This is a genomic window from Arcticibacter tournemirensis, assembly GCF_006716645.1.
Classification (GTDB): Bacteria; Bacteroidota; Bacteroidia; order Sphingobacteriales; family Sphingobacteriaceae; genus Arcticibacter; species Arcticibacter tournemirensis.
The window spans coordinates 481,441-501,059 of the sequence record NZ_VFPL01000001.1 but is presented as its reverse complement, the minus strand read 5'-3'; the positions used below and the strand labels follow the sequence as shown (position 1 = coordinate 501,059).

12 protein-coding genes are annotated in these 19,619 nt (G+C 42.6%); 2 read left to right on the top strand and 10 right to left on the bottom strand.

Annotated elements, in window-relative coordinates:
* The first annotated feature begins 317 nt into the window (after positions 1 to 317).
* Together BDE36_RS02145 and BDE36_RS02140 are read left to right on the top strand one after the other, a co-directional pair.
* On the top strand, positions 318 to 3,479 hold the full coding sequence (locus BDE36_RS02145; RefSeq protein ID WP_141813569.1) for a ligand-binding sensor domain-containing protein: 3,162 nt from the start codon (positions 318 to 320) through the stop codon (positions 3,477 to 3,479).
* A gap of 10 nt (positions 3,480 to 3,489) precedes the next feature.
* A complete protein-coding gene (locus BDE36_RS02140; RefSeq protein ID WP_141813568.1) occupies positions 3,490 to 4,269 on the top strand; it encodes a response regulator transcription factor in 780 nt (259 codons plus the stop codon).
* Positions 4,270 to 4,305: 36 nt separating this feature from the next.
* Here the strand turns inward: BDE36_RS02140 and BDE36_RS02135 are convergent, their stop codons facing one another.
* The 10 genes from BDE36_RS02135 to BDE36_RS02090 form a co-directional block, all read right to left on the bottom strand.
* Entirely contained in the window at positions 4,306 to 5,097 is a 792-nt protein-coding gene (locus tag BDE36_RS02135) for an alpha/beta fold hydrolase (RefSeq protein WP_202618103.1), read from the bottom strand.
* A 40-nt stretch (positions 5,098 to 5,137) separates the two neighbouring features.
* Complete coding sequence (locus BDE36_RS02130) at positions 5,138 to 5,959, bottom strand: helix-turn-helix domain-containing protein (protein ID WP_141813567.1); 822 nt, start codon at positions 5,957 to 5,959, stop codon at positions 5,138 to 5,140.
* 98 nt (positions 5,960 to 6,057) lie between these two features.
* The gene (locus BDE36_RS02125; RefSeq protein ID WP_235904219.1) at positions 6,058 to 7,059 is read right to left on the bottom strand and encodes an SDR family NAD(P)-dependent oxidoreductase; all 1,002 of its coding nucleotides are present in this window, start codon (positions 7,057 to 7,059) and stop codon (positions 6,058 to 6,060) included.
* Positions 7,060 to 7,269: 210 nt separating this feature from the next.
* Positions 7,270 to 8,001 carry an AcvB/VirJ family lysyl-phosphatidylglycerol hydrolase gene (locus tag BDE36_RS02120; protein ID WP_141813566.1) on the bottom strand — a complete coding sequence of 244 codons (732 nt, stop codon included), beginning with the start codon at positions 7,999 to 8,001 and terminating at the stop codon, positions 7,270 to 7,272.
* A gap of 23 nt (positions 8,002 to 8,024) precedes the next feature.
* Positions 8,025 to 8,711 carry an AcvB/VirJ family lysyl-phosphatidylglycerol hydrolase gene (locus BDE36_RS02115; protein WP_141813565.1) on the bottom strand — a complete coding sequence of 229 codons (687 nt, stop codon included), beginning with the start codon at positions 8,709 to 8,711 and terminating at the stop codon, positions 8,025 to 8,027.
* An 8-nt stretch (positions 8,712 to 8,719) separates the two neighbouring features.
* Positions 8,720 to 11,299, bottom strand: coding sequence for a phosphatidylglycerol lysyltransferase domain-containing protein (locus BDE36_RS02110; RefSeq protein ID WP_141813564.1), 2,580 nt, complete (start codon positions 11,297 to 11,299; stop codon positions 8,720 to 8,722).
* Between the two features lie 303 nt (positions 11,300 to 11,602).
* On the bottom strand, positions 11,603 to 12,586 hold the full coding sequence (locus BDE36_RS02105) for a DUF4973 domain-containing protein (RefSeq protein WP_141813563.1): 984 nt from the start codon (positions 12,584 to 12,586) through the stop codon (positions 11,603 to 11,605).
* A 12-nt stretch (positions 12,587 to 12,598) separates the two neighbouring features.
* Positions 12,599 to 14,650, bottom strand: coding sequence for a RagB/SusD family nutrient uptake outer membrane protein (locus BDE36_RS02100; protein ID WP_141813562.1), 2,052 nt, complete (start codon positions 14,648 to 14,650; stop codon positions 12,599 to 12,601).
* Positions 14,651 to 14,661: 11 nt separating this feature from the next.
* Complete coding sequence (locus BDE36_RS02095) at positions 14,662 to 17,742, bottom strand: SusC/RagA family TonB-linked outer membrane protein (protein ID WP_141813561.1); 3,081 nt, start codon at positions 17,740 to 17,742, stop codon at positions 14,662 to 14,664.
* A gap of 24 nt (positions 17,743 to 17,766) precedes the next feature.
* Positions 17,767 to 19,212, bottom strand: a complete 1,446-nt coding sequence (locus BDE36_RS02090; protein ID WP_202618104.1) for an IPT/TIG domain-containing protein — start codon at positions 19,210 to 19,212, stop codon at positions 17,767 to 17,769.
* Positions 19,213 to 19,619: the final 407 nt, after the last annotated feature.

The window sequence follows — 19,619 nt, the reverse complement described above, 5'->3', positions numbered from 1 at the left end:
TCTGCCTGCATAGGCTCGTGTGTGTCGCAATCTTTAAAAATCCAAAATAAAACCATTTGGCAAAGCTTTGCTACGTTTTTTGTCTCAAAATATCTCTATTTCGTCTCAAAGGGATTGTTATTCAAATATATTCAATTATTTATTGTCCCTTCGGCAAATAATCCCCGGATGTATCCGCTTCGCACCCGCTTCAGAAATGCTTATTATAACCCTTTTATTTACATAAAGATAGATTAAAAAATTATTGGAAACCGGAGTATAAGCGATTGTACCTAAGGCAATTTTCTATAAGTTTGCAGTTATAGCCTTTAAATTAATTGAAACTTTCATTCCAATTCATTCTATTGATATATTTTGCGTTTAATGAATCCTTAAGCGCACAGCCATATTACTTCAAACGCTATGAAGTAGAAGACGGCCTGTCTACAAATACAATTTCCGCTAGTCTTCAGGACAAACATGGTTTTCTATGGTTTGGCACCGTTGATGGATTAAACCGCTTTGACGGTTACACATTTAAAGTATTCAGACCCGATAAAGACGATCCCGGAAGTATCGGCACCGACATGGTAAATAGCCTGATTGAAGACAATAAGGGGACCTTGTGGGTAGGTACCGGAAACGGCTTATACCGCTATAATACAGTATCAGAAAACTTCACTCTTGTAAAGGCCACATTAGGAATGGTAATAACCAATCTTAATACCGACAAATACGGTAACGTTTGGTTTATGTCGGATTCAAAGATTTTCTGTTATACTCCGGCCCGGAACAAGCTGCATCTTTACGATGCAACAAACATAATGGATGCCTCCTCTTTATGTGTAAGTCCTGATGGCTCTATATGGGTAGGTACTTCTGGCGGACTGGTCAGAGAGTTAAACATAAAAAACAAGTCGTTTAAATCATACGATGTTTTCAAACATTCGAAGCCGGCAAAAGCGCGATATATTTTAAGGATATATGATGCGGGGAAATACCTGATGCTCGGAACATCCAATCAAGGCGTCAAACTCTTTAACAAAGAAAGTAAAACGTATGAAGACATCCTTACGCACAATAAAGACAAGTCGGAAATTTATGTAAGAGATTTCCTGCACATTACCGGAGATGAGTACTGGATAGCAACAGAGGTGGGTATTTTTATATATAATCTCTCTACAAGGAAGGTCGTAAACCTGGTAAAAGACAACGTAAACCCTTACTCCTTGTCGGACAATGCTGTTTATACCCTGTGCAAAGACAGGGAAGGCGGAATCTGGGTGGGCAGTTTCTTCGGAGGAGTAAATTATTATCCCAGGCAATACAATCTTTTTGAAAAGTTCTTCCCCACGAATAGCGACAGTTCAATCAGCGGAAACGCCGTCAGAGAAATATGCAAAGACGATTATGGCAATATATGGGTAGGTACCGAAGATGCTGCTCTTAATAAGTTCAATCCCAAAACCAGTGTGTTTACCCATTTTTCACCAACCGGCTCGAAGACGGATATTTCGTACACCAACATTCATGGCTTGCTTGCTAAAGGCAACGAACTGTGGATTGGAACGTTTGAGCACGGCCTGGATATTATGGATATTCGAACAAACAAGGTGATCAGGCATTACGATTCGGGAGAAGCTCCCGATGAATTAAAGAGCAATTTTATCGTCACTTTCCTTGCAACCAGAACAGGTAAAACCTATATCGGAACCACCAGAGGTCTCTATCTTTACAACGAAGAAAAAAACAACTTCACACACGTCAACCTTTTTAATAATGATTACCGCACCTTCGTATACTCCATTCTGGAAGACCATAGCGGGAATATCTGGATTGGTACCATCAGAGACGGGCTGATTCGTCTTGACAACAACACCGGCAAAAAAAGTTATTTCAAAAACGATCCCAGAAAGAGTAAAAGCTTAAATAGCAACAGGATTAACAAGATACTTGAATCGTCTGGCGGAACAATCTGGCTAGCCACTGATGGCGGCGGCTTATGCAAGTATGTGCCCGGCTCTAATACATTTAAAAGTTACACTATTAACGAAGGACTGCCCAGTAACTTTATATTCGGTATACTGGAGGACTCTCGAAAAAACTTATGGATAAGCACATCAAAAGGGCTTGTGTGTTTTAATCCTTTTTCTGAAAAGATAACAACTTTTACAAAATCAAACGGCTTGCTGAACGACAAATTCAATTATAATTCAGCATTCAAAGACACCACCGATGGCTATATGTACTTTGGGAGCGTCAAGGGAATGATCCGTTTCAACCCGGATAAGTTTACCGACAACACATATATCCCACCTGTGTATATTACAGGCTTCGAGGTTTATAACAAAGAGCTGCCTGTTGATAAAGAGAACTCGCCCTTAAAAAAGTCAATTATCTTAACAGACACAATTGTACTCACCTACGATCAGTCGTCATTTAATATCAAGTTCGCAGCCTTGAGCTTTACCGCTCCGGAAATGGCCGAGTACGCCTATAAACTCGAGGGGCTCGACAGTCGATGGATATATCTCAAAACAAACAGACAGGCCTATTTTACCGGATTGGGACCCGGCACTTATACTTTCCACGTAAAAGCGTCAAACAGCAGTGGCCAGTGGAATAAAACCGATACCAGACTGGTCGTAGTCATTCTTCCTCCGATATGGAAAAGTCCGGCAGCTTACCTCATCTACATGCTGATTTTGCTGGCTGCTTTTTACTATATCATTAAGAGATATGATAGAAAAGTTAAAGAAAAGAACCGGCGGAAAATAGAGCTTCTGGCACATAAAAAAGAACAGGAAGTGTACCAGGCAAAAATCAACTTCTTCACTAATGTAGCGCATGAGATCCGTACGCCTCTCACTTTAATTAAGGGGCCAATGGAGCGAATCATTAATAAAGCAGATGAAGTGCCGTCCATCAAAAAAAATCTTCTGATCATGGAGAGGAACACAGGCCGCCTGCTGGAGCTAACCGAGCAATTACTTGACTTCAGACAGGTGGAAACAAACAGTTTCAGTCTCAACTTTAGCAATGTCGATATCGTATCATTGCTGCACGATTTGCATCAGAGATTTGAATCTGCTGCCGAACAAAAGAAAATTACATTTCAAATTGATGTTCCGGCAGAGCCGGTCAATGTATCAACGGATGTAGACGCCTTCAATAAGATAATAAGCAACCTGATCTCTAATGCGATAAAATATAGCGAAAAGCTGGTTATCGTTTCCCTCTCGCGGATAGATGAAGAGAAGAATGAATTTACCATTCAGGTTAAAAATGATGGTTATCATATCCCGGCAGATATGAAAGACAAAATCTTCGACTCATTCTTCCGGATCAAAGAAACCCGCAAGCAAACCGGAACCGGCATAGGCCTGGCTCTTTCCCGCTCACTTGCCGAATTACTGCAAGGATCGTTAACTCTTGATACGAATGATAGTACATTGAATGTTTTTATATTAAATTTACCGACTGGACTAAAGAGGGATTAATATTTACGACATGCAGGATTTAACTAACCAGGAAACTAAACCATTGATCCTCCTTGTGGACGATAATGAGGAGATTTTGGATTTCATATCTGATGATTTGGAAGATAAATATTCCATTTTAAAGGCCTACGATGGAAAAGAAGCCCTCGACATCCTTCTTAAGGAAGCGGTTCAATTGGTCGTAAGCGACATCATGATGCCCATAATGGACGGCTTTGAACTTTGTAAAATCATTAAGTCGAACTTTGAGTTCAGCCATGTTCCAATCATCCTCCTGACAGCCAAAAACAACCTTCAGTCTAAGATCGAAGGCCTGGAACTGGGAGCGGATGCCTATATTGAGAAACCGTTCTCTCCTGAATATTTAAAGGTTCAGATAGCGAACCTGCTTTCTAACCGGAATAAGATCCGTCAGTATTTTGCGAGTTCGCCGCTTGTCCATATAAAAACAATGGCCTATTCGAAAGCCGACGAAAACTTTTTGGAGAAGCTGAACGATACCATTTATAAAAACCTTGCTAATATTGACCTTGATGTAGAGCATCTGGCAGACATGATGAACATGAGCCGCCCTACCCTATACCGCAAAATAAAGGCTATATCCGATCTCACACCCAATGAACTTATCAATATAGCCCGTTTAAAGAAAGCAGCAGAGCTTCTTCGCGAGGGTAATTACAAGATATATGAGATTTCGGACATGGTTGGTTATAACTCACAAACGCATTTCGGAAGAAACTTTAGCAAGCAATTTGGCATGTCGCCCTCAGAATACGCAATGAAGAAGTAACTGGTACTACATCCCGAAATATATCGCCTGTAATCATTAATCCTTTTTTCCGGCATGGGCTGCCGCTTCAATAATAAGCGCGGCAACATCTTTGGGGCGCGATGCATAGATGGCATGGCTGCCGCCCTTAATTTCAACCACCTTTTTGCTTTTAGCCCGACCAGCATAAAATCGTTCCAGATCAGGGTTGATAATACGATCAGCACCAGCCACCATATACCAGGTAGGCTTATATTTCCAAGCAGGTTTTTGGATCACAGCCCGGAACACTTTATCGGCGGTTGGAACCTGTGCATTAGCCATAAAAGTAGCTCTCTCTATGGGAAGATCAGCTGCAAAATCTTCAGCAAACTTTGCCGGGTTTACAATGTCAAATCCATCATCACCCTTAATAAGCGATTTATAAGCTGATGGATATTTTTTTACAAGATCGGCTCTCAACTCGCCCGCATCAGGGGCATGTGCTGCAATATACACCAGGCCGGCCACGTTGGGGTGGTTCCCTGCTGCCGAAATTACTACCCCACCATAGCTATGCCCTACAAGGATGCACGGGCCATCCTGCTGACTAATCACTTTTTCAACAACAGCAACATCATCATCGAAATCCCGTAAGGTGTGTTGCGTGACAGTAACATTATATCCCCTTTGGGTTAATTCTTGATACACACCTTCCCAACCTGATCCATCCAGGAAAGCGCCATGTACAAGCACTACGTTCCTGATAGCATGATTACCATTTTGTTCTTGTGAATACACCCCGTAGCCATTACCAACAACAATCATTAAAAAGATTGTGAGTACCCTTTGAATCTGTTTGTTTTTCATATATTCTCTATTAAAAATACAGTATTTAATCAGGCCCTTATTATACTTCCGATCCAGTAGATCGCAATTGGCTTGGAGCGACCCCATACTTCTTCTTGAAGGCAAAAGAAAAGTGGGAAAGATCTTCAAAGCCTGTTTCAAGATAAACTTCAGTTGGCTTTTTCTTCTTTGCGGTTAATTGATAGTAAGCCAACTCAAGTCGTTTCTCAGTAAGCCACTTTTGCGGAGTAACATTAAAGAACTTCCTGAAATCTCTGTTGAAGGTTGATAAGCTTCTACCTGTCAGATAACCAAGCTTCTCCAACGACATATTAAACATAAAATTCCGCTGCATAAAATCAACCAGATCAATCTTTCCGGGTTGATCAAAGTTTGCCAGCAGACAATCAACATCTTTATCTATTTCTCTTAAAACACTGATAGCTTCAGTTATTTTTAATGAGGCGATATTCTCCGGAAACTCTCCCTCCACATCAAAATATGGTATAAGTGAGGCCAGGCAGCTTTCTAAAAAGGGATGATTGCTAAAACTGATGATCTTTTGACTTGTCTTCTTCATCTCTCCTAAACCAACGCCTGCATAAAAGTCTTTTAGCCTTTTTTGCGACAGGTGCATAACAACCGTTTTATGGGGCTGTCCATTTTTGGGATAGTTGATTATTGTAGCCAGTACATTCCTGGGAATTAAAAAAATATCTCCGGCCTTGAAATAAAAAGTATCGTCTGCCTGTATGATTTTAGTTTCACCAGAAATGAACCAAACCAACATATGGTCATCAAATATCAGGTCGGATTTAAACAGCTTATCATCATAGCATGAGAGCTTAATTTCCTTAGTTAGATATTTAGAAATATGATCCATCCCGGGTCAATAAAAATGTTTCGTCAGGTCGACCTTGTTAATTCAAAGATAGTTATTATATGAATCCGCTCTTCTTACGAGCCTGTTTAAGAAGAAATTTATTCAACATCAAAAGTTATTCCCGTCATCTCCTCGCTCAGCACCCACAATCGTTTAGCGGAGGATTCATCAAGCGAATAAGCTTTTACTCCATTTGACATCGGTGTATCCGAAGCTAACCTGGCTATATCTGAATCTTCACAGTATACACCTCCTATGTTTTCGAGTGATGGACTGGTTGCGCACCAAATAGTTGTCGCAGCACCCTGCGGTATTGTCTTTAATGATGCTAATACCTCTGGCAGGATGTTCCCCTCTGCGTCACAAAATCCCATTTTTTGAAACAGCTCCAATGGTGCTTCTCTCCCTAGTTCGGTTCCGCCGATCGACCCCGGATTTAGAGAGTATACCCGAACATTGAATGCTTTAGCCCGATTATCGAGTTCAAGTGAAAAAAGGTTGACAGCTGTTTTTGACTGCCCATACCCACTCAATGTTTCGTATTCGCGTTGATGGAAGTTTGGATCGTCAAAATCAAAAGGAGCAAACTGGTGTCCCTGGGAAGAAATATTAACCACTCGTGCGCCATTCGCTTCTTTAAGAGCAGGCCATAAGTTTGCGGTCAGCTGGAATTGCGCTAAATAGTTAGTTGCCAATTGTGATTCAATACCGCGGATGTCTCTGCGTAAGGGCACCCACATTATTCCTGCATTGTTTATTAATAAATGAAGGGGTCGTCCGGATGCCAGAAACTTTTCAGCAAAAGCATCAATGGAACCCGGATCCATTAAGTCCATCGGCTCGATCTCTACATTCGGAATTGCCTTGAGGTTAGCCATCGCCTTCTCCATGTCTCTTGCTGGAACGATAACCTTTGCCCCGGCCTCAGCTAATACCCTGGTAGTTTCCAGTCCGATACCGGTATTGCCACCTGTTACGATGGCAATTTTTCCTCTGAGGTCAATCCCCTTTATTACATCTTCTGCCGTAGATGTGGCATTAAACTCTGAGCCTGTTGGTGTCTGTAAGCTGCCCTGATAATTGTTTTTTGTCATTTTCATAATCGTAATTTATATTCATGACAAAGCTAAGCCTCTTTCAAGCGGACGGTTTTGTTTAAAATGCCAATTTATTTTGTTTAAAACGTCACTACCGGATGTACTATATCCGGCCCGTATTGTCGCTAAGTCAGCCATCAACGGATCCGAAAAGAAATTATAGGATCAGCGCAATAGATATGTCTCATTCCTGCTCGAAGCAATCTTAATTTATTATTTTATGTTTAGCGATGACACAATCAATGGAACTGCATCAACATACTCGTGCCCCCCTTTTACCAGTTTTGTTAGGAAGTTCTTCTTTCTGATGTTTATTAATGGTTTTGGGTCTTCGCTCTCCCCATAAAAGCAATAGATAGGAATCCTTATCCTTGCTACTTCATTCTTCACCTTATAGGTTCTGTTGTCCTTACCCGTTTTAATCAGGTCGGTAAAAATCACTTTAAAGTCTGTAGAGAGAAAGGGAGACATCAATTGAAGCGCAGACACGTGCCTCTTCAGGTTATCTGGCATCCGATTATAAACAAACGGAATTACATCTGCTCCAAATGAATATCCGCTTAAAATGATATGTTTTGCCTTCCATAAACGGGCGTACTTAGCGATTAACTTATTGAAATCACGGGATGTTTCTGCGGGCGTTCTCTGTTGCCAAAAATAGGTTCTGCTATTAAAGCCAATAGTATTATATCCTTTTTTTGAAAATTCCTCAGCCAGCTCATCGTTGAAGTCAAGCCAGCCTCCGTCTCCGGAAAGAAGAATAACCATTCTTTTTGTTGCGGGGTTTTCCGACTTGTAAAGAATAACCGGCAGTCCGAAATCATCAGCGTTCAAACCCTTATGAGCCACCTCTCTATATCTGAACAACAAACTGCAGGAACTTAAAAGAACCGCTGCAGCAAGTCCTAAAACCAACAGCCTGCTCCTCTTAACATCACAATACATATCTTCCTGGAAAATGGGTAATCCTACTTACTGGTGGCGGCCTTTGCTATCGCCGAAAAACTATTCTTATAGTGATGATCACCAGGCAATATAGAAACTTTAAATCCAACTTTTTGTTGATTCTGAAACGGTTTTTCTTCTTCTAAGCTACCATAGTAACAAATAACAGGTGCGTCTACCGACTTGAGCTCCGACAGTATATCCATTGATCTCACCGGATCTTTCGAGCCAAATAAGTCGGAAATATGGATTTCAAAATCAGTGAAGGAGGCAGGTGAAAGCAATTGAAGCAGAACCACCTTACTTTTCAGGGGTGCAGGCAACCGCCTGTAGATGAACGGAGTTACATCCGCTCCAAAGGAATAACCGCAAAGGACGATCTTTTTCTTCTGCCATTCGGCTGAGTATTTGGTGATGAGCGATGCAACATCATTTGCTGCCTCCTGCGGGGATTTCTTCTTCCAGAAATACTTTAGGCTGTTCAAAGCAACCACAGGTATCCCCTCTTTTACATAACTGTCAGCAAGTTGTTTACTAAATGTGTTCCAGCCGCCATCACCAGTGATAAAAATAATCAGCTTGTCGCTATTGTCTGATTTCGGCCTGCTCACAATAACAGGCAGATCGCCAGAAGCTTTTGCCGCCATTGCCTCATCAACGGCACCGGACATCATCACAAACAGTACTGCGGCAATTTTTATAATTTGCATAAAAAATATTATGGTTTCATTACCTTATTTAACGCTTTCGGCAGACTAATTAGGTCGTAATGGTGTTGGTAAATCAAATATTTATTGTGCCATACGGGCCCGAACTTTTCTTTAAAATCCCTTAAACCTCTGTAGTGTCTGAATTGCTGAAGCTTTTCATATACAAATTTTAACGTCTTTTCTGGTAAATCCTTGCCCTGGTCAATACCAGAAAGGGGCGCCAGACCCAAATTGAGATAACGATAGTTTTGCGATTTGCAGTATTCTATCAGTGCTACAATCAGCGCGTCGTTTACGCCTCCCGGTGCTTCCTCAACTTTCCTTATCAGATCATAGGTAGCCTCTCCGGGAGCAAAATCAGGTATAATATTCAGGAATCCGAAAACTTGTTCATCGTCATTCTCCACGGTTATCACCGTTTGTTGTTTAAGCTTGTCCCAGCTGAACATCCCTTGAGTAAAAACTATTTCCTCCCGGTTCGTACTTTTAAGCCAGTCGTTAGAAACGTACTTGAGTTTCTGCAGGATTCCATCTTTTATAGGGGGATGGTAGATCTTAGCCTTATATCCCTTCTTTTGCAGGCTGTTCAACCCATTTCGCATTGATTTTTTATCCTTTCCTTCGAGACTGAACGTTTCCAGATCAACGATAGCCTCCTGTCCAATGATAAGCGATTTCTTCCCTATAGCCTCGAAAAGTTCCAGGCTGTTCTCCTCTACGCGATAATAGACTGGCCGCAGCCCCGATTCAATGCAAAACTCATCGAACTCTTCCAGCAGGATGATTTTGTCGTTCCTATCTTTGCATACTGGCTCTTCCAGAACTATTGCAAAACTTCCCGCCATTTTATAGGAGATTAAACCCTCACGTCTGTTCCCGAAATAAAGCAGTTTATCGTCGTATGTTTTGAAATAGTCTACCGGCGATGTTCCGTATTCCCTGATAAGCTGGTTCGCCCGACTGAAATCTTCTTCGTTATGTTCTACCGAAATAAAATAGGGTTTGAGAAGGGAATATAAAATAAACCCCAGGGATAATATTCCACTTATCCTTATCGTATCCAGAAACGCCGCCGCAAACCGGGTAAGCGGTTTTAAGGTACTTATATCCAGAAGGACGAAGTTGAATAAGGTATGTTCTATGGAATCCGAAAGATTGAAATCAATACCGAAATGCTTTTTGTCTAAGAAATAGAAGCCGGTTATCCCATAGATAGTAACCCCCGCCAGGATTAACAATGATGTTTCTATTCCTACTACTTGCAGACGTTTGTCATGCTTAATGTAATACTGTTTTCTGGTGATCCACAATACCATGATCACAACGAGGGCAACTATAGACTCCTCGTAATCTATTGCCTTGGTAATGTTCCCAATTAACGACAAGGAACAGAGCAGAATAGCAAACCGCCATGCATTCTTCAATCCTCTGATAAGAAAAGCAGACGTTATAACCAGTAGCAGACCTACAATAAAAACGAGATAGTTCGATGCATGGATGGTATCAGCCGTTAAAATGGATCTGAGCAATCTTATCCGATAACCCAGAGAAGGAGTTAAAACGGATATAATATTGATCATGCCCAGAACGAAAAGCAGAAAGGCCGGCACCACCCTCAGAACCATATTTCCCTTTCGGAGAATAAAGCTCCCTATTCCGGCTAAAACTGGCAGCCAAAATTCGAATAAGCGATAAACAAGCGTAATGGCCAGTGCTTCGGAGGTAGTATAACCATAATGCCTTAAAATTACAGTAAGCGAGAATTCGATTGCTCCCACGCCTCGCAGAAATGGCGAAATAACGAGCAATAAGGTGGCTACAACATAGCCAATAAGTGAAACCTTCCAGCTGGCTTCATGTCCCATCGCGAGCATGGCTATATAAAGATGAGCCACGCCAACCAAATCAATAAGCAGTGCATACACGTTAACACGAATGAACTGCCACTTGAATGCCGGATGACTTCTCAAACCGGTATTTATATGCGGAACAAACCTGTTAATTAGCCTGAATACCCATCCTTTTTTAAAAAAGGATATTAACAGATACAAAATCAGAACTATAAAGAATACGAGTATAGCAGCAGCCTGGTTTGCTTTTTGCCAGTTCTCTCCCTTTATTGCGAGATAGATCAAAACTGGAATGGCAAGGATAATAATCGATACAATCCCGGTGAAACCATATATTGTACTGGCAAAATGAATCTTTGTGCGGTTATCCTCAGCCGTTTCTTTCTGGATATCCTTTGTAAAGAAAGCCAGAGACGTAATGCTGCCGCCAGGAAGAAAAATGCTGATGAAATTTCTTTTCAGGAACAGTATTATACAGTCCCAAAGCTTAATGTTAAGTTGCACCGCTTTGAAGCTTGCCTGGTACATTAACGCCTGAAGAATGATGTAGGCAACACTTAAAATTACGCCGGATGTTATCCAGAAGGGATTTCCTGCACGGATGTAGGAGCCGACGTTCTTTAATTCTTCTCCCTGGCTTTTTATAAAATATATTGCCAGGATAAGTAAAAGAACACCAGTTATTTCACTTAGATACAGCTTAGGCTTTATAAGCAGACTTTTAAGTTGTTTTATCATCCTTAGTTTATATCTTCTACCTCTAAGGGAGTTCAACCCGTTTGTAAATTGCGAGTTTAAGATTTGTATGCTAAATTAGTGCCATTCTCTGATATTTTTTCTTCATTCTTATAAATCAATAGGTTTTCTGTAAATCTGACGCTGTCTCGCTTAACTGTAAGCACTTTGTCGTAAGCATAGACGTCATTGGCATTAACGAGGAAACCCCTCTGGCGCAGCCTGCCCGGTTAAGAGTAGGTTGTGCCCGAAGGGTTGCCTCTTATTATTTAGAAAGGTTGCTATAATAAAGCGACCTTCATTTTATTACCATTGTATCGCCTGATCCTCGTCAGGAATCTGAGTATTGAGCTTCCGTTCTAAGATCAAAGATCCAGAAACTCTAAAATCAGTGGTAATACCTGGATTCGTCGTATAATCTGTATAATTATAGTCTATATTGTTGATGGTAATGTAACGGTGCTTCAGGTAGGGAATCGTCGCGTCCATATTCTCCTGGATAGTATAACTCGCGTCTCTGTTAACTTTAAATTTAAGAGAAGGATTATCAGCATGCAAAGTTACCGATCCGGTAGGACTAAAGGTTATATAAACTTTATAATTACGGCGGTCCTTCCGTTCTTCATCAACAATCCCGGCATAGACGAAGATTGTATTCTCGTCTACAACATAGCTCCGGATCTCATTTTTAACGAGAGCGGTTTGATTCTCACGACCGACCATAGCTGTTCTTAGAGCCGTTCCACTATACGTACCAGAATAGCTATTAAAGGGATTAACACGCAAAAGTGCTTTCCTGTAATTTTTCCGTGGATGCGCGGTATAGCCATAGGAAGGGTCGTCCTGAATTGTCAGGGGGAGCACCCACTTATCTACGAGATTAATGCCATTAAATGTGAAATCTATTGGCAGGTATCCCATGTCCTCTCCGGCTTTAATGTCTACTGTCGAAGGCATGGAGAAATACTGGCTGCTCAACTCCTTGTAATAAAAATCCTCGCGGCTCTGAAAGCGTTCATAGTTCAGAACGTTCAAGGTATCGGGGTCTAACCCTATGTGTACCGTAATATTTTTATCATTCACGGTTGATCCGCTGACTACTAAAGGCTGCAGAAAAGTGGTCTTCTCACCGTCCTTGTAGCGCACAAAGATATTGGTCACGCCTTCACTTGCCAGAGGAGCTTTAAATCCAATATATCTGCCGTACAGTTCATCTTTCCATTCGTCATTGCACGAGCTGCAGATTATTAATAACAAGAATAAGAAGATCTGTATATATGACTTTTTCATATTATCATTTTTTTAATCGTTATAGTTCCATCCCGGGTTTTGGGTAAGCCGGTTGTTACGTTTAAGTTCATTTAGACTGATGGGCCAGAACCACATCTTGTCGGCAAATGTTGTCTTGAGTGCCCATACGGCAACAGGCCTGTGAAAAAGGTCCTTTTCCTGGCTACCCATCATCACATTACAGCCATAAATGGGCAAAGACTCTTCTACAGGCGCATCCATCCAACGGCGCAAGTCGTAATAGCGCTGGCCTTCACCCATAAGCTCAATAAATCGTTCCCGTTTCAAGGCCTTTCTCAATTCATTTTTGCTGTTGTAAACACTCACTGGATAATCCGGCACACCGCCACGGATCCGCACCGGGTGAATACCTCTTTGCATCTGAACTATGTCACGGTTGATGGTGTAATTTTCACCGCGCCATGATGGGATGTTGTAAGACCCGTCAAGTTCATTCAACGCTTCTGCATAGAGAAGCAGAATATCTGCATAACGAATAGCAGGCTCTGCTTTTGGTACGATTCGACTCTCAGCTCCTCCCTGATAAGTATCACTTGGATGAACAAATTTCTTAACGCCAAAACCCGTACGCAGCCAATAGGCATTGGCGGAGTTCATTCCATTTCCTTTGTTATCATCAATATAATAAAATACCTGCTGATTACGATTCACAGCTTCCGACTCATTAAGTAAGGTCCAAAAACTGCCGTTGTACGCAACAGAGGCGTAGAAGCGTGGCTCACGGTTGGCATATTGCAAAGAGACATTTGGTCTCAAAGGTTTGTACAATCCCTTGTTGTAATCATCCTGGCTTACATAGCCACTGACGCGTTCCGAACCGTTTCCACGCCCGATCTCTTTATCTTTTCCGGGAGCATCCGTTCCATCGTTCATGTAATAGGCATCAACCAGCTTCTGCGTTAATCCGTGCGTATTCCATCCGGTTGCAGAGCGGGGTAACTGGTGCGCAACCATTTGAGCGATGCTTTCATTCGGTTGATTGGTACCTCTGGTAAATATCAGTTCAGGGTTCCCCGATGGTTGCAGAGTACCATCAAATACCTGAGCGTAAGACCTGGCTGGATCAATATTCGCCCAGCCTCCGGGCCAGCTTTTCTCTGAAAAATTGTTGTCCTTGGGCGGTATAACCGTAGCGTCTGATCCTGTCGCCTGAAGCGGTGCGGTATAAAGATTATATACGCCGAGTTCGATCACATCTCTGGCGGCAGCGGCGGCCTTAGCCCACTTCTCTTCCTTATAGTCTTCAGAAAGCAGACGTTTGCCGGTATCATCAGTTAATCTCGCAGCAAAGCTCGATTTATTCCCGTTAGCCAGAGGACTTGCAGCGTAAATCAACACTTTAGCACGGGTAGCCAGTGCAGCACCGCAGGTCGCCCGGGCCGACCCATCCTGGCCGCGTCGCATACCTAAAGTTTGCATCTCTTTCGCAGCCTGGAGCATCTCATTGGCTATATAATCAGCACATTCTTCATACGTGCTGCGTGGTGTTGCTAACTCAGCATAACTATCTGTATAGTCGATTCCCTCCTCGGGCAGCAGTGGAATAGGACCGTACTTCCGCAGCAGCAACCAATAGAGATACGCTCTGGCAAAGCGCGCCTGTCCTCTATAGTCTTCTATCTCCTCAGGAGTCATTTCCGTGTTCATGTACACATTCTGAATGAAAGTCGACGCGTTACGTATTCCACGGTAACACTGGGTCCATGTGCCCTGTTTATCATTCTCATTATATTGGCCCATTTTGAACATGTTATACGAAAGCTCATTTTTCGATGGGTCAAAATCCTTATCCCTGTCGCCGTAAAACATATCGTCGGCAAAACAATGAGGAGTGTTGCCTTTACTTGCTACGTCTGCATTTTCGCCTTTAAGTTCATCGTATACGTGTGCCAGCCACTGCTCTGTATAAACCTTACTTTTAAATACTTTTTCGGTAGTAAGCCGGTCTTTGAAATATTGATCGGATTTGAGCGCATCTTTGCAGGAAAAAAGTACGCACGCACCGAGCATAAATAATAGCACTAAATATATCTTCTTTTGCATCTTTTCTCAATTTACAGGTTAACATTCAGACCTAAAGTGATTGATTTAGGCAGCGGATAGTCTTCTCCCCGCGGGCTCGCCAGCTCGGGATCCCAGAGTTTGAACTTCGACCAGGTTACCAGGTTGGAGCCGACAACAAAAATACGAATGGTATTGGTCTTTATCCTGTTCGCTATTCGCTTCGGAATTGTATAACCAATGTCTACTGTTTTCAGACGAAGATACCGGCCGTCACGCAGCCAAAACGTCGACTCTCTGAAGTTATTGGCATTTCCACCGAAACTTAGCCGAGGATAGGATGCATTTGGATCTTCCGTAGAGGGATCTCCTGAAATATCAGCAGAGATCCAGCGGTTATCTCCCATCACTCCCTTCATAACTTGTCCCCATTCCCCTTCGCTGAATGCGAATACGGTCTTTCCATAAGTGGAGAACGTCGACTTTCCAGCACCCTGGAAGTGTACGTTTACGTCTAATCCCTTCCAGCTAACAGAAGTTCCAAGCCCGTAGATAAGATTTGGCCTTCTCGTAGCGCCAATTGCCACGCGGTCACCGTCGTCAATTACACCATCACCGTTGACATCCTTGTATTTAAGATCGCCAGGCTGGTAGGTCCCAAACATTTGAGTCGGACTATTCCGGATCTCGTCATAATCCTTAAACATTCCTAAAGCAATCAGTCCCCTGGACTGATCTACACGGTAGCCCGACTGATTTTGATACGAATAAACATTATTTGGCTCGTCTCTTTCTAATATTTCATTTTTGCTATAGGTAACGTTTCCTCTTGCTGTAATGTTAAATTCTCCAGCTCTCTCTTTGTATTCGAAACGGCCATCAAAGCCACGCGATTTTACTTCTCCTACGTTTGCACTAGGGGTGCTCTCTAAACCAACTATCGCTGGCAAATATTCACGACGCATATATATGCCGGTACGCTTTTCATCGAAGAAATCAAGGTTGGCACCGATCTTGTCCCTGAAAAGGGAGAGATCAAATCCAAGGTTCTTCTTAACTGCAACCTCCCATGTAACATAAGGAGAAGCCACCTGAGTGTATCTCATTCCCGTATAGTTTCTTTCAATGCCATAATCCGCCCACCTATACCCATCGTCAGGTGCCTCTCCGGTAGTGTATAAATAAGGGAAACGGGTTCCATTTAGCTGGTCGTTACCTGCTTTACCATGAGAATAACGAATCTTAAACAGATTCATCCAGGGCAGATTATCTTTAATGAAAGGCTCTTCTGATATATTCCATGCAAACGAGACAGCAGGAAAAAATCCAAATTGCTCGCCCGGAGCAAAGTTCTCTGAACCTGTATAACCGAAAGTAAAGTCTGCAAAATAACGGGACTTCCAGTTGTAAGATGTCCGGCCGGATAAAGCCAGATTCCGTCTCGATACTCCATTTTTAATGTCATCACCGAGATTTACTGTTCTTACCAGCGCATCGCGGGTAAACTTGGCAACCGCCCCAAAATTATGATCTCCAAAACCACGGTCGTAATTAAACATTAAGTCAACGAACTCTCGTCGCTCACCTCCGGCAGCACTTTCCTGAAACATTTCCCGGGGGTCCGATATGTGCTGCCAAACCAGGTTCCCCTGGCCATCCCTTGCGTCTGCACGCCATTGTTCGGGGTACTTACGACGAAATATCGTATTATCGTTATTGGTGTCGAATCCTATAATACCCCTGAAACGAAGACCTTTTGTTATAAAGTCAAAATTCTGCTCAAGAGTGATATCCGTCTGTATTTTGTTTGCCCAATTCTCATTGAAGCCCGTTTGAGTGGCCAATACCCATGGATTGGTTAGAGCAGGCCCAGAACCGTAAGCAGGTACTCTTCCATTAGAGTACGTTACTGGCGTACCTATAGGAGAATATCCGAAAAGAGAGCCCCAGAAATCATTATCACCCAATCCCGGACTGTTCCGCTTGCCAAGTGATCCTGCTATACCCACTTTCGCCACAGTTGTTTTTGTGATGTCAATATCCGTATTCAACCGATAGTTCCAGCGTCTGTAATTTGCATTAGTATTATAATCATCCTTAAGCGTCTCGTCAATATTGTACATCCCGCCTTCGCTTACATAACTTCCCGAAAGGAAGTATCGGGCTGTGGACCCTCCACCGTTCAGGTTCAGATTGGCCCGATAAGTCATGGCTCCATCTCTCAGTAAGAGATCTTTCCAGTTGACATTAGGGTATAAATCCGGATCTAGGCCCAGACGAAAAATCTCCAGTTCTTCGGGCTTAAAAACAGCCGGTTTATTACGTGTGATCTGTGCTTCGTTTATCAGGCTGGCATAAGTAGCGCCGTCTTCGAACTCCGGTGTAACCGTACGGGTGTTATAGATATTCTCATCTTTGAAGTTAATACTAATTTTACCCTGTTTCCCGCGCTTTGTAGTGATCAAGATAACCCCGTTTGCGCCTCTTGACCCGTAAATAGCTGTAACCGCAGCGTCCTTCAGCACAGAAAACGACTCAATATCTTCAATGTTTATCTCATCGATGCTCCGTTCAATATTATCTACTAAGACCAACGCGCTTGACCCCCCTCCGAAAGTGGATATCCCGCGGATCCAGAACTCAGAGATATTTTTTCCGGGCTGGCCTGATTGCATCATGGCCATTACTCCCGGAACATTTCCGGCAAGTGCGTTTGATATACTAGAGGTCGGATTTGATTTTAGATCAGCCACATTCACAGTGGTGACCGCAGCCGTTAATGAAGCTTTTTTCTGAACACCAGTCCCCGTAATCACAACTTCGTTCAGCACGCTTGACTCCGATTCCTTCAGGGTCACATTAATAACAAAAGCATCTTTTACAAGAATCTCCTGACTGTCAAAACCGATATAAGAGAATTTGAGCTTCTTATACCGCTCCATTTTGATTTTATACCTACCGTTTATATCGGTAGTTGTACCCAATCCAGGTGCATCTAAGACAGAGATACTTACCCCAATGAGTGGTTCTCTTTTTACGTCGGTAACCACACCGGTTACTTCAACTGTCTCCTGTGCCAGCGCAGCAGCACTGATGCCAAGGAGTAACATACATATTAGTACGAATCTGTTCATAATTCCATTCTAATTATTCTCTAATTACTTTGCAGTCATTTCTTCCAATGCTATTTTACGGATGCGACGATTCGCCCGATCCCCGATATAAAATGCATCTTCTTCTTCATTGTAGGCAAGTCCGGTTGGCTGGTCAAACCTTGCATCCTGACGCAGGTCTCCGTCGACATATCCCCAGGGATTGGCGTTGATACTCGAACTTCCTCTTCCGGCAAAGGTCGTTACGCTTCCTTCAGGCGACAGCACCCGGATCGCATGATTGTGCTTGTCGGTAAAATAAAAATCATATTGATCCTGCTTTCCTTCAGCAACATAAGCCTTGTTTTTCACGAACACGCCCTGGTAGGGAGTATTGAGACGGACAGAGGTACCTACCCCATCCACATATCCTGTGCTGCCGAGTTTACCGCATACGAGATATGGTTGATTGAACTGCTTCTTTTCTCTGTTGTAATCAACCCGAAGAATATAGTGCTGGTTGATTATAACTATGTAAGCATAGTTTCCCGTCGGATGAATAAAGATCTTATATTCCCATCCTGGATCCTGCACAACAAACAACTGCTCAAATGCCTTGTTTCCAAGTCCGCCGTTGAAATATTGATTCAGGTCAAAGCGATAAAACTCTCCCTTACCGTAGCTGTTAAAATACATTTCGCCGTTAGGGTGAACGGATGCTCCATTACATTGCTTGGACTTTGTCAGCGGTTCCCTGTCCGTCCAGTTTCTTGCACGTGATAATAATAATGTTGATTCGTCATTGTCACCACCCCTGTCCTGTGAAACGATCATATAATTGCCGTCGACGGTGAAATCCACGCTACGGGGACGATCAAAATCCGAACGTTTCTTGGTGATAGTACTGTCCTCAAAATTGATGAGGTAAAGTCCATTGTTGCTATCGAAAGTAACCCAAAGATGTTTGGGATTTTGCGGGTCGAATCTCATAAATGAGTCTTCCCAGAATCCACTCGCCATATTATTCTGAATCGGATCTTTGAATTTTCCATCTCTCCAGGGTTCGTCTCCCCTGTCATTTCTATATCCCGCAACGGTTGTCACTACCTTCTTACGGATGTAATCGAACGGCACTTCTGCCTTTCCTATAGCAGCATTGCTCTGATCTCCCACACGCACTTCAATTTCGCCGGTATAAGCTTGTCCCGGAACAAAGCAATAGATTGCGTCACCCTTCACTCCGATCACTACAGCTTTTTTTCCTCCGATAAATACCGATACATCGTCCAGGTTATTACCGAAATTCTGGCCGTAAATAACAAGTTTTTGTCCACTGCCTCCTGTTTTCGGCAGGAAATCGCTCACGACAACCGGCTTCGACGGGTCGAAGGGAAGCGCTTCGGAGTCAACCCCCTTGTCATCCTTACAGCTCCCCAATCCAAAACTAAGTGCGATAAAGGCCGATAGCATCCAGCATATTAGCCGGCTACCGCTTTTTCTGATAGCTCTCATAAAATATGATTATTGGTTAAAATTTATTCTTAGAATTTTAAGATTTACAGCAAACTCTTAACAGGGCTTGAAGCCGCGACAGCTCGCTCGTCGGTCATTATCCAACCAGAGATGGGCCTCGCGACATCATTTTTAAGAGACATGGAGAGGGTTCTCCCCAGGAGACATCGAAAAGTAACTCGATGATTAAGTAAATTTTTCCTCATATAAAAGACTTTTAGATTTTAATATTTCACCCCTATTTTGAAGTGAAATGAGTTAGTTATTAAAACAGGATCAAATAAAACGTTTTAGTGGGATTCAGATAAGCTATTAAATCTCAATTATTCAACAAATTGTCTCAAAAGTTTTACAATGATAAATTAACGCACCGCAGCAGAATACCATTCATTATCAGCACTTAAGCC

What these genes read in the sequence shown, in the direction of transcription:
- BDE36_RS02140 (WP_141813568.1), top strand. Translation starts at nt 3,490, where the DNA reads ATGCAGGATTTAACTAACCAGGAAACTAAACCATTGATCCTCCTTGTG.
- BDE36_RS02135 (WP_202618103.1), bottom strand. Translation starts at nt 5,097, where the DNA reads ATGAAAAACAAACAGATTCAAAGGGTACTCACAATCTTTTTAATGATT.
- BDE36_RS02130 (WP_141813567.1), bottom strand. Translation starts at nt 5,959, where the DNA reads ATGGATCATATTTCTAAATATCTAACTAAGGAAATTAAGCTCTCATGC.
- BDE36_RS02125 (WP_235904219.1), bottom strand. Translation starts at nt 7,059, where the DNA reads ATGAAAATGACAAAAAACAATTATCAGGGCAGCTTACAGACACCAACA.
- BDE36_RS02120 (WP_141813566.1), bottom strand. Translation starts at nt 8,001, where the DNA reads ATGTATTGTGATGTTAAGAGGAGCAGGCTGTTGGTTTTAGGACTTGCT.
- BDE36_RS02115 (WP_141813565.1), bottom strand. Translation starts at nt 8,711, where the DNA reads ATGCAAATTATAAAAATTGCCGCAGTACTGTTTGTGATGATGTCCGGT.
- BDE36_RS02110 (WP_141813564.1), bottom strand. Translation starts at nt 11,299, where the DNA reads ATGATAAAACAACTTAAAAGTCTGCTTATAAAGCCTAAGCTGTATCTA.
- BDE36_RS02105 (WP_141813563.1), bottom strand. Translation starts at nt 12,586, where the DNA reads ATGAAAAAGTCATATATACAGATCTTCTTATTCTTGTTATTAATAATC.
- BDE36_RS02100 (WP_141813562.1), bottom strand. Translation starts at nt 14,650, where the DNA reads ATGCAAAAGAAGATATATTTAGTGCTATTATTTATGCTCGGTGCGTGC.
- BDE36_RS02095 (WP_141813561.1), bottom strand. Translation starts at nt 17,742, where the DNA reads ATGAACAGATTCGTACTAATATGTATGTTACTCCTTGGCATCAGTGCT.
- BDE36_RS02090 (WP_202618104.1), bottom strand. Translation starts at nt 19,212, where the DNA reads ATGAGAGCTATCAGAAAAAGCGGTAGCCGGCTAATATGCTGGATGCTA.